This window comes from Myxococcus sp. MISCRS1, assembly GCF_026626605.1.
GTDB lineage: Bacteria > Myxococcota > Myxococcia > Myxococcales > Myxococcaceae > Myxococcus > Myxococcus fulvus.
Map to the genome: position 1 here is coordinate 21,241 of NZ_JAPNKB010000002.1, position 15,531 is coordinate 36,771.

Here is a 15,531-nt window from a genome sequence, read left to right on the forward strand (position 1 = left end):
GGCGCTTCCTCCGGAGCCGGCCATACCACTGCAGGAGTAGAGACAGCCGCGCACAGCGGCGCTGCGCATCACTCCGGCGATTCCGAGGGTTCTCCCTTCTACCGCCCAGTTCACGTCCACGTGGCCATCCCATGAAGAGCAAGACGCCATCGGAATGAAAACCCCTCGCGGCCCCGGTTCGTTCAACCAGGTCAGCCTCGTCGTCGAACGCTCTCCTGTCCGCGGCCGCCTGGGCGTCGAGCCGCGCTGAGAGCGCTGAGGGCATGTTGTCGAGCGCGCTCCCGCCCGTAGCCGAGCGCGAACAGAGCCTTAGATTGGGTGTCGAGCCGCGCAGGGAGCGGTGACGGTACGTCGGCAACGAGGTCGGCCAGCTCCTGCCCGCTCCTCGCCCGTGCGCGCCGGAGCAACTCGGGAAAAGCAGCCGCTGGGCTGGTTGAGCACCGGGCGAAGTTGCGCGCCCGGAACTCCGTCCGGCCGTCGACCTGCTCAAGCACAGCGAGGAGCCGCCCTAGCCGAAATGGTGCTGGAGATTCACCGCCGGGCGTTTCGGCGAGAGCAACTTGAACGGCGTCTCCAGTGCGGAGGAGGCCTGCACGGAGGAGTCCGGCGCGCGTCGCCAGTTGGAGCGCGTCATCGTCCGACACCGCGTGCTCGACGGCCATCCGCTCGAGCGCAACACTGAGAATCTGCAAGGGGAAGGCCGCTCCGGTGAGGATGCACCGGGCAAGGCGCGCGGCCATGTCCGGCTGCAGCTCGCTCCCCCCGCGCCCCTCCAGCGCACGGAGGAGCGCCCACACGGGCACGGGCCAATCAGGTGCCCCGCCCAGGCGCACCTCACGGTGAAAGCGGTGGACGCTGGCGGCGACGTCGCCGAGCGGTGCCTCAAGCACGTCCCGGACGACGGCGCGGCCCTCGGTGCCGGAGAGGGTCGCGGCGTAGAGGCGCGCACCCGACCGTGCTGGTGGCTCCAGGGGACAGGACAGCGCCCGGCGCGTCAACTCAGGCCGCGTCGCGTCCACCAGGGAGAGCATCTGCGCGGCCTCCTCGGGGGGCCCGTCCGTCCACAGCACCATCACCGTGTCCGAGCCGAGGCGAATGCCCTGGCGGTGGTGGCGCGTCTCCGACGGCGCCAGCATATGGTTGAGCGCGAGCACGTAGCCGAGGGCTGCGCGTGTCCCGATGGGCGCGTTGGCCCCCTGCGCCAGCCCGTGGGACTCGAAGGACGGCGCGCGGAACGAGACGAGGCGCGCACCCATGCCGCTCGTGCCGGGGAGTCCCTTGACCGGCTCGTGCACCCGCGCCAGCGGGCCGACCTCTCCCGTCACGCAGCACCTGCCGACGGGGCATTCTTCGTCGACCTGGCTGGTGTGCCGCTCCCACCATGCACGTAGCGCCGGCACCTCGTGGACGAGAGGCCCGTCGCCCAGCGCGAAAGCGAGCACCTCCTGGCCCGTCCACGTCGCCTCCACGAGCAACTGCTCCCGGGCCGGAGAGTCCAGGAAGCGGACGACGGCGAGCGCCTCTGGCGCGCGCGTCTCCTCAGCTGCGGCCCGGGCGAGGGCGGAGAAGGCGGCGACGCGCGAAGCAGCCTTGTCCGGTGCCCCCTCGTCGAGCCCCAGCACGTACTTGACGTTGTCCACGAAGAAGGCCGCAGCGAAGCGGCCGCCCGAGCGGAGAGGCGGGCGGGGGACGCAAAGCTCCACGCCCCCTGGCCCCGTCGACTCGAGCGCACGGACGCGCCCGTCGTGCGAGAGGCGCACGACGTGGTGGACGCGCCGGGTTGTGTGGGCGGCGTCGGCGAGTAGTCCGCGGGCCTCGGCGTAGCGGTAGAGGTGGGCGAGGAGCATGAGCGCGAGCGTTGCGCCAGCATGCCCCCCGCGCCACTACCCCGCGGAGCCGGTGTCGTCCTCCTCACGGAGGGGGATGAGGCGAGCCGTCTCCTGGGGCAGGTCTCCCGGGCGCCCCTCCCAGGTGGTGTCCTCCCACTGCTCGATGCGGACGCCCAGCGCGGCGAGCCGCCCGGCCAGCTGCTTGGTCCACTCGTAGGGGACGCCGTCCTCGTCCGCGTACTCGACGCAGGCTTTCGTCGGGCGCCCGTCCACGACGTATAGCGACACGGACGCGATTGCCGCCGGCCAGTCGCCATCGAGGTCGAGCCATCCGTCAGGGCTCATAGCTGACTCCCCTGTGGCTGAGCCCCGAGGATGACGGCGGGGCAGTGGACGACGCCAGGACGAGAAGGTGCCCGTGCCAGTCAGGCGCCGCCCGGCGGAGTTGGAGGTCAGGTGTCATTGGCTGGCTCCTTCGGCGGCTGCCACCCGAGGAGGGTGGCGACCAACTCGACGCTGAGGCACAGCGCGCCCGCGTCGGACGCGCCATACTCTCGGACGCGCCCCTCCGTCATCGCCTCGAGTGCAGGGTGTGGCTTCGGCTCCCGCATCCGCGCCCGGACAAACGCGAGGGCGCTGTCGGACCGCTCCGACAGGCCCACCGGGAGGCGGCGCTTCACCGAACCCCACTTCGTTCGCTGCCGCGGTGGGCTCACGCGTGGGCCTTCACGGCGTCCGGGTGGTTGAGACGTGCCGTCACCGTCCACCTCCCAGACCATTCGTCCTGGTGCGTCTCGAGGATGTCCACCACCAAACCCGACGCCTGGACGGCCGCCTTCCACACCTCCCACTCCGGCAAGGACTTGAGCGATGGCAGGTCCTGGCACCTCTCGACGCTGTTGGGGCGCGAATCCCCAACGACGAATTTGATGACGCGGGTCGCGACGCGGTCCCCGGGCTCGAACAGCTTCCGGAGCCGCGCCTCAACCTCCACTTCCGTGCAGAGGAGATTCGGCCCCATGGACCGCACCTCGACGAGCAACCCGTGCAGCGTGACGGGCTTCGTGAGATTGCGCCACCGAGCGCCAGCGAAGGGGACGAGCCGTCCACCAGGGAGGCCGACCGTTGGAATCGGGTCCGACGACCCATCCGTCCCGACGTACTCGAGGACCTCTCCACCTCCAGGGTGGGCAGCAACCGTCGCACGGACGGTCGCGCCAGGAGCAAGCCTCACCTCCCGATACTCGATGTCAACGAAGCCGCTCCTGCCATCAAGGAAGAGGGGCTCTCCGCGCCACTCGACTTCGCCACTCGTGGACACGGCGACGTGGATGCTTCCGCTCCCGAAGGAGTGGATGCTGCCAACGGGAACCAGAACCGACTGCTGAGCGCTGACCTTCATTGTGGTGCTCCTGCCGCCCCAAGGAGGGCGCATGGGTGAATCGCCCGAAGGCGTCGCCCCCCGTCACCAGGGGCCGCGAAGGTGCTCCACCTACTGAGCCGCCAACCCGCGAGAAATCCCTCGCGGGCAGAGGCGATTCTTCAGCCCAGCACGAGGTTGCTCTTCGCCAGCTCCAGGTAGCGAGCGAGGAACTCGACATTGGTGCACGGCGCCAGCTCGCCATGGACGCGCTCCCGAACGTCGTCATCCATCATCTCGACGAGCGCGTCCCAGCACGTAGCGAGTTCCGACGCCACCGCGTCCGCGTCGTGGAACGTGTTGCCGTTGTCCAGACTGACCTGAGCCATGACTGCCCCCGTGTGCAGCGCGGAAGGAGCGCCGCGTTGATGTTATGAATCTAGTGATATCACTAGTTGATGTCAATCTAGTGATATCACTACTTCACGCTTCCCTCTGGTGAGGGGTGACTTTCACCCAACGGCCACCAGGGCGCCGTACCACCTAGGTGGTATGGCTACGCCTCGCGCAGGCCTGGGTGCGAGGCCTTGGAGACCGGGGTCAGTCGGCCACCCCGGACTGGGCCGCGCAGCCGGTCCCTCCGGGTGTCGGCGCGCGACCCCGGGCGCGCCAGGACGCCCGCGCGGACACCAGGTCCTCGACGAGTTGCCCGGCGCCGTTCGGGGTGTCACCGAGGACTACACCCCAGGACCAGCGCGGGGCCGGCGCCACGCGCTCGAGTGCCACTGCAACCCGCACGAGCCCACCTGGAACAGTGACCACTCTCCCTACTGCCGCTGCACCCAACAAAGGGCAGTGGGGGAGGAAAGACATCCCCGCTAGCAGCAGGTCGTCCACGAGCTGTCGCGGCCCACAGCGGCCATTGACCGCCCCTACCACGGTCGAACGAAGGCCCGCGTGTGTTCACCAGGTCCTCCATGAGGTCCTAGGCGACAGACTCAGAATCGGAACAACCTTCAAAATGAGAAAATAGAGATTATCCTGCACTTGACACGCAACCACAGCCACCGCTGCAGCGGGGCAGGGGGCCTCACGATGACGCGCACGTGGAGGGCTTTGCTTCTCCTGTTCTGGGCGGGCTGCGCCGGAGCGCCGGAACATGTTGGCACGAGCGACTTGCCGACTGCGGGCGTGGATGACACCTCGGAGGCCTGCGCGGAGTCTGCCGGGGTGTCGGAGGAGGGTTGCTACGCCCCGTCCTGCAACGAGGACGAGTGCGGCCTTTTCCGCTGCGAGGACCTCGCCTCGCCGCCTTATGCCCTGCGATTTGCACCTGCCCGGGGCGCGGACGCCGCGACAGCACGCATCCAACGGTACTGGGGCGGTGCAGTTCCCCTTCCAGGCCGAGAAGCTGTGTTCATCATCCCTTGGTACCGAAAGGAGGAACTGCCGAGCGTCAAGGCTGCACGGAAGGCCATCGCGGAGTGGAAGCGCCGTGAGAAGGAGCGCCACCACATCTTTCCGCGCGCCTTCGAGGCGTACTTCCGCAGGAACGGCATCGACATCCATCAGTACACCTTGCTCGTAGACATTGCTGACCATCGGAGGGTTCACGCAGGAAGTGATGGCGGACCATGGAATCGTGACTGGCGTACGTGGATTGAGCGTCAGCGAACGCCGCCGTCACGCGCGGCGCACTTCCGGCATGGCGGTGTGATGGTCGAGCGCTATGGTCTCATCGGTGTTCCGATGACGTACTGGCAGAAGCTGGCGGTGACCGCTGCCGCAGGAGAGTGAATGCGCTACTACGCTCTGAGGGAACGACGCGGTGTGGAGCGGTCGAAGTGGAGCGGCAGCTTCCACCTCGACCGGCAGTGGGGGTTGCCCGGAGTAAAGTGCCCAACCTGCCGGGAGACCTGGGCTGGTGTTGGCTACGACTATCCGAGCGTGGACCTTTCCTCTCTGACGGAGAGGCGCGAGTTGGAACGGGCGCAGTGCGTGCCCTGGGAGCAATTCGTAAAGCTGAGGGAGCGGGTGTTGCCGCTGGTGCCCCCCGGTGCCGTCGTTGAGCCGGGCACTGGATTTGGCGCATTGACCGGGAGGGCCAAGGGGAAGTTTCCGCCGGTGGTCATTCACATGCCGTGGCTACTCCTCATCCAGCCGGCAGTGCTGGCACGACTCAAGGGGCTAACCGGCGCCATCCCGGTCCCGACACGCTTCAAGGCACGGCCGGGAGTTGCCGACCTGGTGGAACTTGAGGTGCAGCCTGGGGGGAGCATTCGGGGAGTGGATGCCGGCAACCCCTGCAGGACCTGCGGCCGCGGGGACTCCGAAATGCCCCTGCCCCCGGTTGACGAGATGAGCCTGGAGAAGGTGCCAACGGTCGATTTTGCGAGAGTCTTCCGGACGATCGTAGTCGTAAGCGAGCGCGTTCTCGAACGGTTGGGACGGGACCTGGAGGAGTCGGAGATTCAAGCGGTGGATGTCACCAGCGACCGCTCGAAGACGACGGTTGCACAGCGCTCCAGCGTTCGCGTTTCGTCGTGAGCAGTGGGTGAGGACTGGCAAGGACGCCCCCGCGCGACCCAGCGCCAGCAGGGGGCCTGCGCCACGTGCTCGAGCTCCACCGTGGCCGACGCGCGACGCGACGCCCGCGCGCCCACCAGGTACTCCACGAGCTGCTCCTCAGCCCCGGGCGCCAGCGCGGCCCCCGCGCGCGCCCCTGCGCCAACACCAGGGCCTGCCCACGTGCTCGAGCTCCACCGCGGCCAACGCGCGCCCCGGGCGCGCCAGGACGCCCGCGCCGCGTCCACCAGGTCCTCCACGAGCTGCTCCTCAGCCCCGGGCGCCAGCGCGGCCCCCGCGCGCCCCTGCGCCAGCCCGGGGCCTGCGCCAGGTGCTCAAGCTCCACCGCGGCCAACGCGCGCCCCGGGCGCGCCAGGACGCACGCGCGCCCACCAGGTCCTCCACGAGTTCCTCGTCAGCCACCGGGCGCCGGCAAGGCCTCCGCTTCCACCTCAGCCGCCGCGCGCCCCCGGGCGCGCTAGGACGCACGCGCGCGCCCACCAGGTCCTCCACGAGCTCCTCGTCAGCCACCGGGCGCCGGCGAGGCCTCCGCGCGTGCCCCTGCGCCAGCACCAGGGCCTGCCCACGTGCTCGAGCTCCACCGCGGCCGCCGCGCCCCCGGGCGCGCCAGGACGCACGCGCGCGCCCACCAGGTCCTCCATGAGTTCCTCGTCAGCCACCGGGCGCCAGCGCGGCCCCCCGCGCGCGCCCCTGCGCCAGCCTGCGGACTGCGGTACGCGCCGGAGCTTCTCCGCGGCCGACGCGCGCCCCCCGGCGCGCCAGGACGCCCGCGCCGCGTCCACCAGGCCCTCCACGAGCTCCTCGTCGGCCAACGGGCGCCAGGACGCCCGCGTCGCGTCCACCAGGTCCTCCACGAGGTCCTCCAGAGCTGCTCGTCGCCCACGGGGCGCCGGCGAGGTCTCCGCGCGCGCCACCCGGCACGCCAGGACGCCCGCGCGCGCCCACCAGGTCCTCCACGAGTTGCTCGTCACCCGCCGCGCCGGCGGGGTGCCAAGTACCAACGCCTCTGAGGCCCGTCCTGGGTCTCCTGCGGCGTCAGCTCCACGGCGAGGGGTGCCAAGTACCAACTCGACGAGTGCGAAGGGGCGGTCGCCAGCCGCTGACGAGCAGCGCGTCCCGGTTGAGCAGGACCAGCGCGGGGTCGGCGCCACGCGCTCTAGTGCCACTGCGGACCGCACGAGCCCACCTGGAACAGTGACCACTCTCCCTACTGCCGCTGCACCAACAGGGCAGTGGGGGGAGGAAAGACATCCATCGCGGCCGCCGCGCGTCCCCAACAGGTTCTCGATGAGCTGCTCTGCGCCCTCCAGCGCTGGCGAGGGCTCCGCGCGAGCCCGCCCGGGGAGGGGGCCTGCACCACATGGTTCAGATACTGAGTGTCCGTTCAGCGATTCGCTTGACTACCCGGCTGCCCGTCTTACTCCTATTGGCGGTGACCATATGGGTCCCAGCGTCGACCGGCCCGTCGACGCGTGAAAGGTATGACAATGGCTGACAACAAGGGGAATCGTGGCACGCCGGACAACGACCTCATCAACCTGAACCAGCCGTACGAGGTCCGCGACTGGTGTGCTTCGCTCGGGTGCACTGAGGCGCAGCTGCGAGCGGCCGTCGCCGCGGTGGGTAACTCGGCGAAAGCAGTGAGGACGTACCTGGGCAAGTAGCGCCAGGACAGCAGTAGGCCTCATCGGTGCCACTCCGCAAAGGAACCCCTCCGCACGCGCATCTGGATGGGGTGGTGCCACAGGCATCGCAGCAAGCAACTCAGGGCCAGAACTGAGCCTCAACCTCCGCACGCGCCCCAGCGCCAGCGTGGGGCCGGCGCCACGTGCTCGAGTTCCACCGCAGCTGCCGCGCGCCACCCGGCGCACCAGGACGCCCAGCGCGACCCAGCGCGAGAGGGGGCCTCCGCCACGTGCTCGAGCTCCACCGTGACGCCCGCGCGCCACCAGGTCCTCGACGAGCTGCTCCTCACCCCCGGGCGCTGGCGCCGCCGCCGCGCGCGCCCCAGCGCCAGCCCGGGGACTGCGGCACGCGCCTGAGCTTCTCCGCGGCCGCCGCGCGCCCTGGGCATGCCAGGACGCCCGCGCGCGCTCACCAGGTCCTCCACGAGCTGCTCGTCACCCCCGGCGCCGGCGCGCCTCCGCGCGCGCACCTGCGCCTGCACGAGGGCCTGCACCACGCGCTCGAGCTCCACCGCGGCCGCCAAGCGCCACCCCACGCGCCAGGACGCGAGCGCGCGCCCACCTGGTCCTCGACGAGCTCCACCGCGGCCGCCGCTGAGGATGAGCGGCGGTAGGGGAGGGAGTTCCCACGCGGCTATGCCGTGGGCGTCGGCATCGGTGGCACGCACGCTATAGCGTCCCGCACGCGGCGGGGAGACTGCAGGTGGTGGCTTCGAGGGGGAGTGGAGGAACAGTGGCGCAACTCCGCCGGACCTCTCCCAAGTGGCAGCCGAGACAGCACCGGTAGCCGGTGATGTAGCCGGTGGGGTACGAGACTGGGACGGGTACCGGCCTCCCGTCGCAATAGGACCAGTGCGAAACCTCGCATGTGCTGCAGCGAGCGAAGGACGTGTCGGTCAGCCGGCATGTGGTCAGCACCGGATCGACCTCATAGTGGACAGAGGCTGAGAACGACTCACAGCCCGCCATCGCCGTGACGACGTACTTCGAGCCACATGTCAGTCGCTTGTTTCCGTCGGCGCACCGAGAGCAATCAGCTGCGGGGTCACCACCACCGAACCCGCCGAGCGTGCAGCTGCTGCAGTATCGGGAGCAAGACCAGACCTGGTCAGTCCCATTGTCGTCCTCGTCGTGCTCGAGGCCGGCGCTCCAGTGAAGAAGCTCGTGAAGGATGGTGCGGGCGAGCCCCACCGAGTCATCTAAAACGTACGGCGCAATGTTGATGCGGTAGGGGCCAAACCGGAGTTGGTCCAGCACGGTGGGGGGCCCCAGGTCGGATGAAGCGCGAATTCCAGGGCATTGCCCACCACACGCGATGTGCGTCGGGATGTCCCCATTGGTGATGGCAGCCTTCAGCATGGTGGCGAGCTTCGTGTTCACTGCCGCCAGACACTCCGCCTTTGACGGGAGCTGCTCAAGTGCAGCAACGAGCTTCCTCGTCTGCTCGACGCTGCAGGCCCCAGGTCCCGCTCCATCGACAATGCGAACGCCGGGGAGCGCAGCAACGGTTGTCGTGGAACGCAGGTCAGAAGGGAAGCCGGCCATTCTGTCGCACTGGGAGTCAGCATTCCACGTCGCGGCCTTCTCTTCGGGATGCGGCCGATTAGCCGGCAGAACAACATCCGATTCGACGCGCCAAGCAGGAGAGCCGCCGTCGAACGCAGTCAGCCTCTCGCGGATGACTCTCAGCTCCCCACGGGCCCCTCGTTGAGTACGGCGGCGGTCGTACTCGCCATCCAGATCCGTGTCTTCAAGCCAGACTTGCAGCAGGACACCGGCATCATCAACCGAGCGATCGTAGCGGTAGTCCGGTCGAGAGTCTTCGTCGTAATCACCCCAATGAGTGGTGTCGTCTCCGACGCTTCGTGTTGTGAGGACAGGAAGAGAACTCTGGTTGTTGTAGTACTGGACGATGCGGACACCGTCGTCCAGCCGGGAGACGATTCGAGTAGTTGACCCGTCCCGGTTGGGGACCGTGATGCTGCCACCGTTGCGTTCAACTTCCGCGACAGCGTGCAGCCTCTGCGCTGCTTCGCCCCAGCCAGCGTCCAAGATGACGTGCCGGCCAGGAGCTGCTGCGCCTCCGTCGGGTTGGTCGGATTGTTGGCTATCAGGGCAGGCCAGCAGTCCGCCTGTCAGCATCACTGCGGCCGCTCGCAAGATTACGTGCATTCTCGCAGTGCTCCTCGGGTCGAGTTGGGTTCGGTACCTCCCGGATACAACGGGTTGCTCAAGCACTCTCTTGCCCTCAAGGGCAACGTCGCCTTTCGGCAGGTCGGCCACGCTCTCGTCCGTCAAGCTATCGACGTAGGGGAGGGGAGGGGGCAGGTTCAACGTCCCCCACGTGGTCGATCTCCATCGGAGCCTCGCGCGCCCACCAGGTCCTCCACGAGCCAGGATGCTGGCGCGCACCCACTAGGTCCTCGACGAGCTGCTCCTCAGCTCCGGGCGCCGGCGCGGCCTCCGCGCGCGCCCCTGCGCCAGCACCAGGGCCTGCCCACGTGCTCGAGCTCCACCGCGGCCGCCGCGCGCCCCTGGGCGCGCCAGGACGCCCGCGCCGCGCCCACCAGGTCCTCCACGAGCTGCTCGTCAGCCCCGGGCGCCAGCGCGGCCCCCGCGCGCGCCCCTGCGCCAGCACCAGGGCCTGCCCACGTGCTCGAGCTCCACCGCGGCCGCCGCGCGCCCCCGGGCGCGCCAGGACGCCCGCGCCGCGCCCACCAGGTCCTTCACGAGCTGCTCGTCAGCCCCGGGCGCCAGCGCGGCCCCCGCGCGCGCCCCTGCGCCAGCACCAGGGCCTGCGGCACGTGCTCGAGCTCCACCGCGGCCGACGCGCGCCCCCGGGCGCGCCAGGACGCCCGCGCGCGCCCACCAGGTCCTCCACGAGCTGCTCGTCAGCCCCGGGCGCCAGCGCGGCCCCCGCGCGCGCCCCTGCGCCAGCACCAGGGCCTGCCCACGTGCTCGAGCTCCACCGCGGCCGACGCGCGCCCCTGGGCGCGCCAGGACGCCCGCGCCGCGCCCACCAGGTCCTCCACGAGCTCCTCGTCAGCCGCGGGCGCCAGCGCGGCCCCCGCGCGCGCCCCTGCACCAGCACCAGGGCCTGCACCACGCCGCGGCCGCCGCGCGCCACCCGGCACGCCAGGACGCCCGCGCGCACCCACGAGGTCCTCCACGAGCGGCTCCTCAGCCCCGGGCGCCGGCGAGGCCCCCGCGCCACCGCGAGGGGCTGCGCGACGCGCTCGAGCTGTACCGCGGCCGCCGCGCGCCACCCGGCGCGCCAGGACGCCCGCGCGCGCCCACCAGGTCCTCTAGGAACTGCTCGTCACTATCCGCGCCAGCGAGCCAGACGCGCGCACGAACGCCAAGGACATGGCGTCACGGCAAGACGACACCGCCTCGCGGCATGGACCTCGCTGGGGCCGGATAATGCTGCCGCCTACGCTTCCCGGAGCGTTGCAGCGGCTTCCTCTTCAGTCCAGCCGAGCGGCTCCCAGTGGTTGAGCGGATGACCGTCGCGCCCAGTGATGAAGAAGAGACCTGCCTTGTTCCCAGGGGACTCGACGATGCCGACCTCCGAGCCCTGAGTCTTGGCGATGTCCTGCAGTCGCTGCGTTGCCTCGGAAGAATAGTAGGTCATGCCGTCCTCTCATTCGTCGTTGACGCCAAGTGTCGCGTGCCTTCTGGGAGTGTCCGCAGGCTCGCCCGCCCAGAGGCGGGCTGCCATACTCCTGGGGTGGTACGCGGAGCCTCTTGCCATCGCGCGGTTCTTTCAGCGTCCATGAAGAGCAAGACGCCAAATCCCACCGATTCCCTCGCGACTACCTCGACGCCCGCCACCGGAGCCGGAGTCGAGACCGAAGAGGACCGCAACCCCGGCCGAAGTCCCGGCAGCTAGGCGTTCGACATCTTCTGGCGTGGCGCAGCGACTTCCTCGGCGTGAAGAAGGTAGCCGACGAGGATGAGGGAGCCGACCTTCTCGACGATCTCATCGCGAATCTCGGCCGGGACAAGGGCGGCGACCTCGGCGACGAGGCTCCGCGTTGACTCCTCGAAGACCTCGGCCAGCTCCATGGTGGCGTGGCGGTGAAGCAGAGCAACCACCTGGGCGGCAGGGAGGGTGCGGAAGCGGGCCAGGAACTGCGCGGCGTGAACGGAACGCGGGTCGAGCATGACGCGCACGCTATAGCGTCCAGCAGGCGGCGGGGTGATGACGCCCTCACCCCACCAGGTCCTCGACGAGCTGCCCGTCACCCGCGGCGCCAGCGAGGCCTCCGCGCGCCCTAGCGTCAGCGCAGGGGCTAGGCACGTGCTCGAACTCCACCGCGGCCGCCGCGCGCCCCCGGGCGCGCCAGGACGCCCGCGCCGCGCCCACCAGGTCCTCGACGAGCTGCCCGTCACCGCCCGGCGGCAGCAGAGTCAGGTCGTCAGATCGCCGGGAACTGCAGTGGTATCCAGCTCGCGTGAGGCATCCCAGCCGCGAGCCTCCAGGTTCGGACGGGAGGGGGCTTCGGGGAGGTGTCCATGATGAGGAGGACGCCAACCCCGGGCAGCCGGGTCAGGTCGCCAGCACTTGGCGTGCGACGGAACCTGCGTCGGTGAGGGCGTAGCAGATGCGGGGCCTGCCGCCGCGGAGTGCAGCGATCTCGGGAGACGAGACCTCGCGAGATACGAGCCACCCACGTGCCTCCATGTCCCGGAGGACGTCGTAGAGGTAGGCCATCGGGTCGGTCGATGCGGAGACGAGCTCGCGCTTGACCAGACCCTCGTGGATGCTGAGGCCGTAGCCATCGCCGTCGTGGGCGATGACGCCCAGGATGCCGCACCAGAGCTGTGTGACCTGGCGGCCAGCGGTGACGAAGTTCATTGGGTCAGCACCTGGCGCGCGAGCCGGCCGGCGTCGGTGAGGGAGTAGAAGGTAAGCGTCGGGCCGCCGGGAAGTGGGCTGGTCTCCAGCTCGCGTGAGGCAACCCAGCCTCGAGCCTCCAGGTCACGAAGAACGCCATAGAGGTACTCGCGGGGATCGGTCGCCACATCAACCAGCTTGCGGCCGACTAGACCCTCGTGGATGACGTGGGCGGCGGTCTCACCGTTCAGGGCGAGGACGCCGAGAATGCCACTCCACGTGGAAGTGATGTTCTGCGCCAGCAGGTTTCTGAAGTCGTCCAAATCCGACTGGCCGTCCTTCGCGGAGCGAAAGGCGCTGGAGGCTGTCGCCTCCCGGGCTTCTATCGTCCTTTGGCGGCCCCAGAGACCAACGCGGGCGTGCCACCAGCCGATGAACGGTGCAAAGAGGAGCAGCCCGCCCGTGAGGGAGAAGGCGAGCACTCCTAGATGGAGGAAGTGAGAGTGGTCAGGATAGGCGCAGTGGCCCCGTGCAGCGGCCGCGAGCCGGGTCGCAGTGATGATGGAAAGAGTCGCGAGAAGAACAGCCCCAGCGGACAATTTCGGTCGAGTTGACATAATCCCTATTATGGGACACAAGTAAATTCGGGCACTTAGGAGACTATTGCTGTTATCAGAACCGCTGGGACCGGGAGTCCGGTCAGCGGTTCGCGGGTCAGGCCTCCTTCACGAATTGTTAGTTCTGGGCCGTGGCTGTCGGCTTGCGCTCAACTGCTTTCGCCGCTGCTTCAACGGCCTTCTGCTCATACTCGTTTGCACGCCGTCTCGCAGCGTTGACGCGCTCCCTCAACTCCATGGCCTGAGGGTCATGGGAGTTGTAGTTGGCGAGGGCTGCCTCATTGATGTCGGCATCGAGTCGTTCATCTGCGGCCTTGTCCAAGTAGCACTGCGATGTGGCATCGGACAGCCACTGGTCGACGCCGTCACCCCCACCGGAGGCATAGGCAAGCATGAGGCGCGCGACGGATTGTGCGGAGGGGCCTTCCAACCCCCTGATGACGTCTGTCCCCGATGTCCGCACGTCTTCAACAGGTTCACCCCAGAGCTCCCAAACAATCCGGAAGATGAGCCACTCCCGTTTGTCGAGCTTCCGAATCCCAAATCCTTTGAGAATTCTAGCTTCCTCCGTTGGACCTTCATCGGTCCAAATGTGGCCGAGATCCACGGTGTCTAGGAGGGCACGACAGACGGCCGCCTCTTGTTTCTTGTCCCTGAAAATCAAGCAGGAGCTCCCTTGATAAAGAATGACCCCAACAACCGCGGTAAGCCGGACAGCGACGTCATCAACCTGAACCAGAAAGAGGATGTTCGCCAGGTCCAGAAGATCTCAGGGCCAGAACTGAGCCTCGACCCAGGCCCTCACGGGCTTGGCATCGGCTGTCCCCCACACCTGGAGCGCATCGAACAGGTCGAAGCGCGAGGCTCGCCCTGGAACCGGAAGACCCATCTCGCCAGCAGCCTCGCGCCACTCGGTTCGGCTGTTCCATAACGTAAGGAGAAACCGAGCGGCGTGCGCAACATCCCCACTGGGACCTTCCGCCGAACAAAGCCACGTCAGCACGGCCTCCTGGTCCCACGGCGTGACACCGGTGAGCCCGGCGAGCGCCGGCAAGCTGCTTGCCAGCGCGGCCATCGCTTCACGACCATCCGAAGGCCACCGAGCACGACGCCTTCTCTGGTCCTCTTCCTCATCAGACCCCATCGCCGGGGGAGCCGTGGGAGGTGTCTGGCGTGGCGCCTCTAGCCAGCGCGAGATACACGCGACGTGTTCGCGGTCCCATGTGCCGCAGGCGGCGACCAGATCGAAACGCCCTGCACGGTCTACTCCCACGTAGGTGAACGCGCGGGCAACGAGGCTCCAGTCGATATTAGGACGCCAGACGCCGAGAACGAAACGAGCGGCATGAGCTCCCCCCGAGGACGGAGCGGGTCCACAGAGCCACTGCAGAAGAGCCTCGGCATCCCAAGGACTCGTTCCGGGAACATCCTGCAGGGTTGGCAGCTGAGCCGTCAGGCGGCCCATGCTGGCGGCATCGAGAAAACCGGTGGATGGCAGCAACGGCATCACGGACCCTTCCTGCGAGCAAGGAGCGCTCGGCGGTTCTCAGCGGCTGCCAGTTGGTCAGGAGACCGCCAAGTCGCGCACCGAGGTCTGTCGGACTGAATGATGCGGCGGGCCAGGATTTTGGCCGCCGTGTGCTGGCAAGCGTCGCAGAAGTCTCCGCGCTTCCGCCCGCACGTCGAACAGGACCGCTGTCCGCACTGCGAGCAGGCCCACGGCCCCAGGACGTGACAGCGCATGCCGAGGTGAAGCGGGTGCGCACACGCCTCTTCCTCGGAAACCCAAACTCGCACCGGCTCAAGGGCGGTTGCCGCAAGGCTGTGGGTGAGCAACTCCAGGACCTGGAGGCGATGTCGCCCTTCCGGGTCATCCCACGGGAGGCCTTCAACCAAGGGGGTGGTTGCCGTGAGCTGAAGCTGACGCCAGTCCGTCACCTCTTGAGGCTCGTGCTGGCGAGGAGGCGGACACTCGCCCGTGATTCGCAGCGCCTCAGAGGACCACAGTTCCTCCACCCACAGAACCACAGCAGAGCGCTCCGCTTCGTCGGACACATGAAGGCGAGCAGCGTCGTTCAATCCGGGAGCGCCATGGGCCACCGCTGCCCGAATCGCCTCGAAGCGTTTGATGCGCTTGAACCGCTGCCCCACAGACGATGAGGTCATCCCTTCCCTCCTGCCCAGCCACACGATGCGTCGTCAGTAGTCCTCAACCGAAGAGACCAGCCGCCCACCACAGTTCTTCTCGCAGACCGATCTATCGCATCCCACAGCGTGAATGAAGTGAGGGCCGTTCCGCTCGAGCACCTGACCAAAGTCCGCCTTCACCGCGTCGAGGCGCCGCTGCAGGCTCTCTCCGGGAAGGCTCGTCCGCTCCAAGTCGTGCCCGGTCTTTGAAACGTGCTCCTCCGCCACCTTCTCCGTCAACGCGCCGAAGTCACAGTTCCGGCAGAACCAAACTCCATCATACTTGCGAGCGAGATCAGCGTACGTCATGAGTCACACTCCCTCGCCGTCATCGTGGCGAGCATCCGTTGCAGGGACCATCACCCCGTAGTGGTATTCCGTCCGCCAGCACTACTGCTACTTGCACGCCCGCCAGCCTCGCTCGCGA

The 15,531-nt window shown here is 68.4% G+C and carries 19 protein-coding genes; 4 read left to right on the top strand and 15 right to left on the bottom strand.

Annotation, left to right across the window (positions count from 1 at the left end):
- Nucleotides 1–191 precede the first annotated feature (191 nt).
- The 4 genes from cas8c to OWM54_RS42935 all read right to left on the bottom strand — a co-directional run bounded on the left by cas8c (nt 192) and on the right by OWM54_RS42935 (nt 3,578).
- Nucleotides 192–1,847 carry a type I-C CRISPR-associated protein Cas8c/Csd1 gene (cas8c, locus tag OWM54_RS42920; protein ID WP_267701251.1) on the bottom strand — a complete coding sequence of 552 codons (1,656 nt, stop codon included), beginning with the start codon at nt 1,845–1,847 and terminating at the stop codon, nt 192–194.
- 36 nt (nt 1,848–1,883) lie between these two features.
- On the bottom strand, nt 1,884–2,174 hold the full coding sequence (locus OWM54_RS42925; RefSeq protein WP_267701252.1) for a hypothetical protein: 291 nt from the start codon (nt 2,172–2,174) through the stop codon (nt 1,884–1,886).
- A 367-nt stretch (nt 2,175–2,541) separates the two neighbouring features.
- A complete protein-coding gene (locus tag OWM54_RS42930) occupies nt 2,542–3,231 on the bottom strand; it encodes a hypothetical protein (RefSeq protein WP_267701253.1) in 690 nt (229 codons plus the stop codon).
- Nucleotides 3,232–3,371: 140 nt separating this feature from the next.
- Nucleotides 3,372–3,578 (bottom strand): hypothetical protein, encoded by a 207-nt coding sequence (locus OWM54_RS42935; RefSeq protein WP_267701254.1) that lies wholly within the window; start codon nt 3,576–3,578, stop codon nt 3,372–3,374.
- Between the two features lie 706 nt (nt 3,579–4,284).
- Between OWM54_RS42935 and OWM54_RS42940 the strand changes: the two genes are divergently transcribed.
- Nucleotides 4,285–4,986, top strand: a complete 702-nt coding sequence (locus tag OWM54_RS42940) for a TIGR02269 family lipoprotein (RefSeq protein WP_267701255.1) — start codon at nt 4,285–4,287, stop codon at nt 4,984–4,986.
- On the top strand, nt 4,987–5,736 hold the full coding sequence (locus OWM54_RS42945; RefSeq protein ID WP_267701256.1) for a double-CXXCG motif protein: 750 nt from the start codon (nt 4,987–4,989) through the stop codon (nt 5,734–5,736).
- Nucleotides 5,737–6,206: 470 nt separating this feature from the next.
- Here the strand turns inward: OWM54_RS42945 and OWM54_RS42950 are convergent, their stop codons facing one another.
- Nucleotides 6,207–6,746, bottom strand: a complete 540-nt coding sequence (locus OWM54_RS42950) for a hypothetical protein (protein ID WP_267701257.1) — start codon at nt 6,744–6,746, stop codon at nt 6,207–6,209.
- A gap of 516 nt (nt 6,747–7,262) precedes the next feature.
- Between OWM54_RS42950 and OWM54_RS42955 the strand changes: the two genes are divergently transcribed.
- Both OWM54_RS42955 and OWM54_RS42960 read left to right on the top strand, forming a co-directional pair.
- Nucleotides 7,263–7,439: a DUF3606 domain-containing protein gene (locus tag OWM54_RS42955; RefSeq protein ID WP_267701259.1), complete on the top strand. Its 177-nt coding sequence runs from the start codon at nt 7,263–7,265 to the stop codon at nt 7,437–7,439.
- A gap of 251 nt (nt 7,440–7,690) precedes the next feature.
- Nucleotides 7,691–8,074 (top strand): hypothetical protein, encoded by a 384-nt coding sequence (locus tag OWM54_RS42960; RefSeq protein ID WP_267701260.1) that lies wholly within the window; start codon nt 7,691–7,693, stop codon nt 8,072–8,074.
- Nucleotides 8,075–8,129: 55 nt separating this feature from the next.
- Here OWM54_RS42960 and OWM54_RS42965 read toward each other — a convergent pair whose 3' ends face one another.
- From OWM54_RS42965 to OWM54_RS43010, 10 genes are all read right to left on the bottom strand, one after another.
- Entirely contained in the window at nt 8,130–9,743 is a 1,614-nt protein-coding gene (locus OWM54_RS42965; protein WP_267701261.1) for a hypothetical protein, read from the bottom strand.
- A gap of 155 nt (nt 9,744–9,898) precedes the next feature.
- The gene (locus tag OWM54_RS42970; protein WP_267701262.1) at nt 9,899–10,039 is read right to left on the bottom strand and encodes a hypothetical protein; all 141 of its coding nucleotides are present in this window, start codon (nt 10,037–10,039) and stop codon (nt 9,899–9,901) included.
- Between the two features lie 10 nt (nt 10,040–10,049).
- Complete coding sequence (locus tag OWM54_RS42975) at nt 10,050–10,190, bottom strand: hypothetical protein (protein ID WP_267701263.1); 141 nt, start codon at nt 10,188–10,190, stop codon at nt 10,050–10,052.
- A 161-nt stretch (nt 10,191–10,351) separates the two neighbouring features.
- A complete protein-coding gene (locus OWM54_RS42980; RefSeq protein WP_267701265.1) occupies nt 10,352–10,630 on the bottom strand; it encodes a hypothetical protein in 279 nt (92 codons plus the stop codon).
- Nucleotides 10,631–10,893: 263 nt separating this feature from the next.
- The gene (locus tag OWM54_RS42985) at nt 10,894–11,094 is read right to left on the bottom strand and encodes a hypothetical protein (protein ID WP_267701266.1); all 201 of its coding nucleotides are present in this window, start codon (nt 11,092–11,094) and stop codon (nt 10,894–10,896) included.
- Nucleotides 11,095–11,348: 254 nt separating this feature from the next.
- A complete protein-coding gene (locus tag OWM54_RS42990) occupies nt 11,349–11,636 on the bottom strand; it encodes a hypothetical protein (protein ID WP_267701267.1) in 288 nt (95 codons plus the stop codon).
- A 376-nt stretch (nt 11,637–12,012) separates the two neighbouring features.
- Nucleotides 12,013–12,321 (bottom strand): PadR family transcriptional regulator, encoded by a 309-nt coding sequence (locus tag OWM54_RS42995; protein ID WP_267701268.1) that lies wholly within the window; start codon nt 12,319–12,321, stop codon nt 12,013–12,015.
- Nucleotides 12,318–12,782: a PadR family transcriptional regulator gene (locus tag OWM54_RS43000; RefSeq protein ID WP_267701270.1), complete on the bottom strand. Its 465-nt coding sequence runs from the start codon at nt 12,780–12,782 to the stop codon at nt 12,318–12,320. The genes OWM54_RS42995 and OWM54_RS43000 overlap by 4 nt, the downstream gene beginning before the upstream one ends.
- Nucleotides 12,783–13,035: 253 nt before the next feature.
- Nucleotides 13,036–13,581 (bottom strand): hypothetical protein, encoded by a 546-nt coding sequence (locus tag OWM54_RS43005; protein ID WP_267701271.1) that lies wholly within the window; start codon nt 13,579–13,581, stop codon nt 13,036–13,038.
- A gap of 1,535 nt (nt 13,582–15,116) precedes the next feature.
- On the bottom strand, nt 15,117–15,413 hold the full coding sequence (locus OWM54_RS43010) for a hypothetical protein (RefSeq protein WP_267701272.1): 297 nt from the start codon (nt 15,411–15,413) through the stop codon (nt 15,117–15,119).
- Nucleotides 15,414–15,531: the final 118 nt, after the last annotated feature.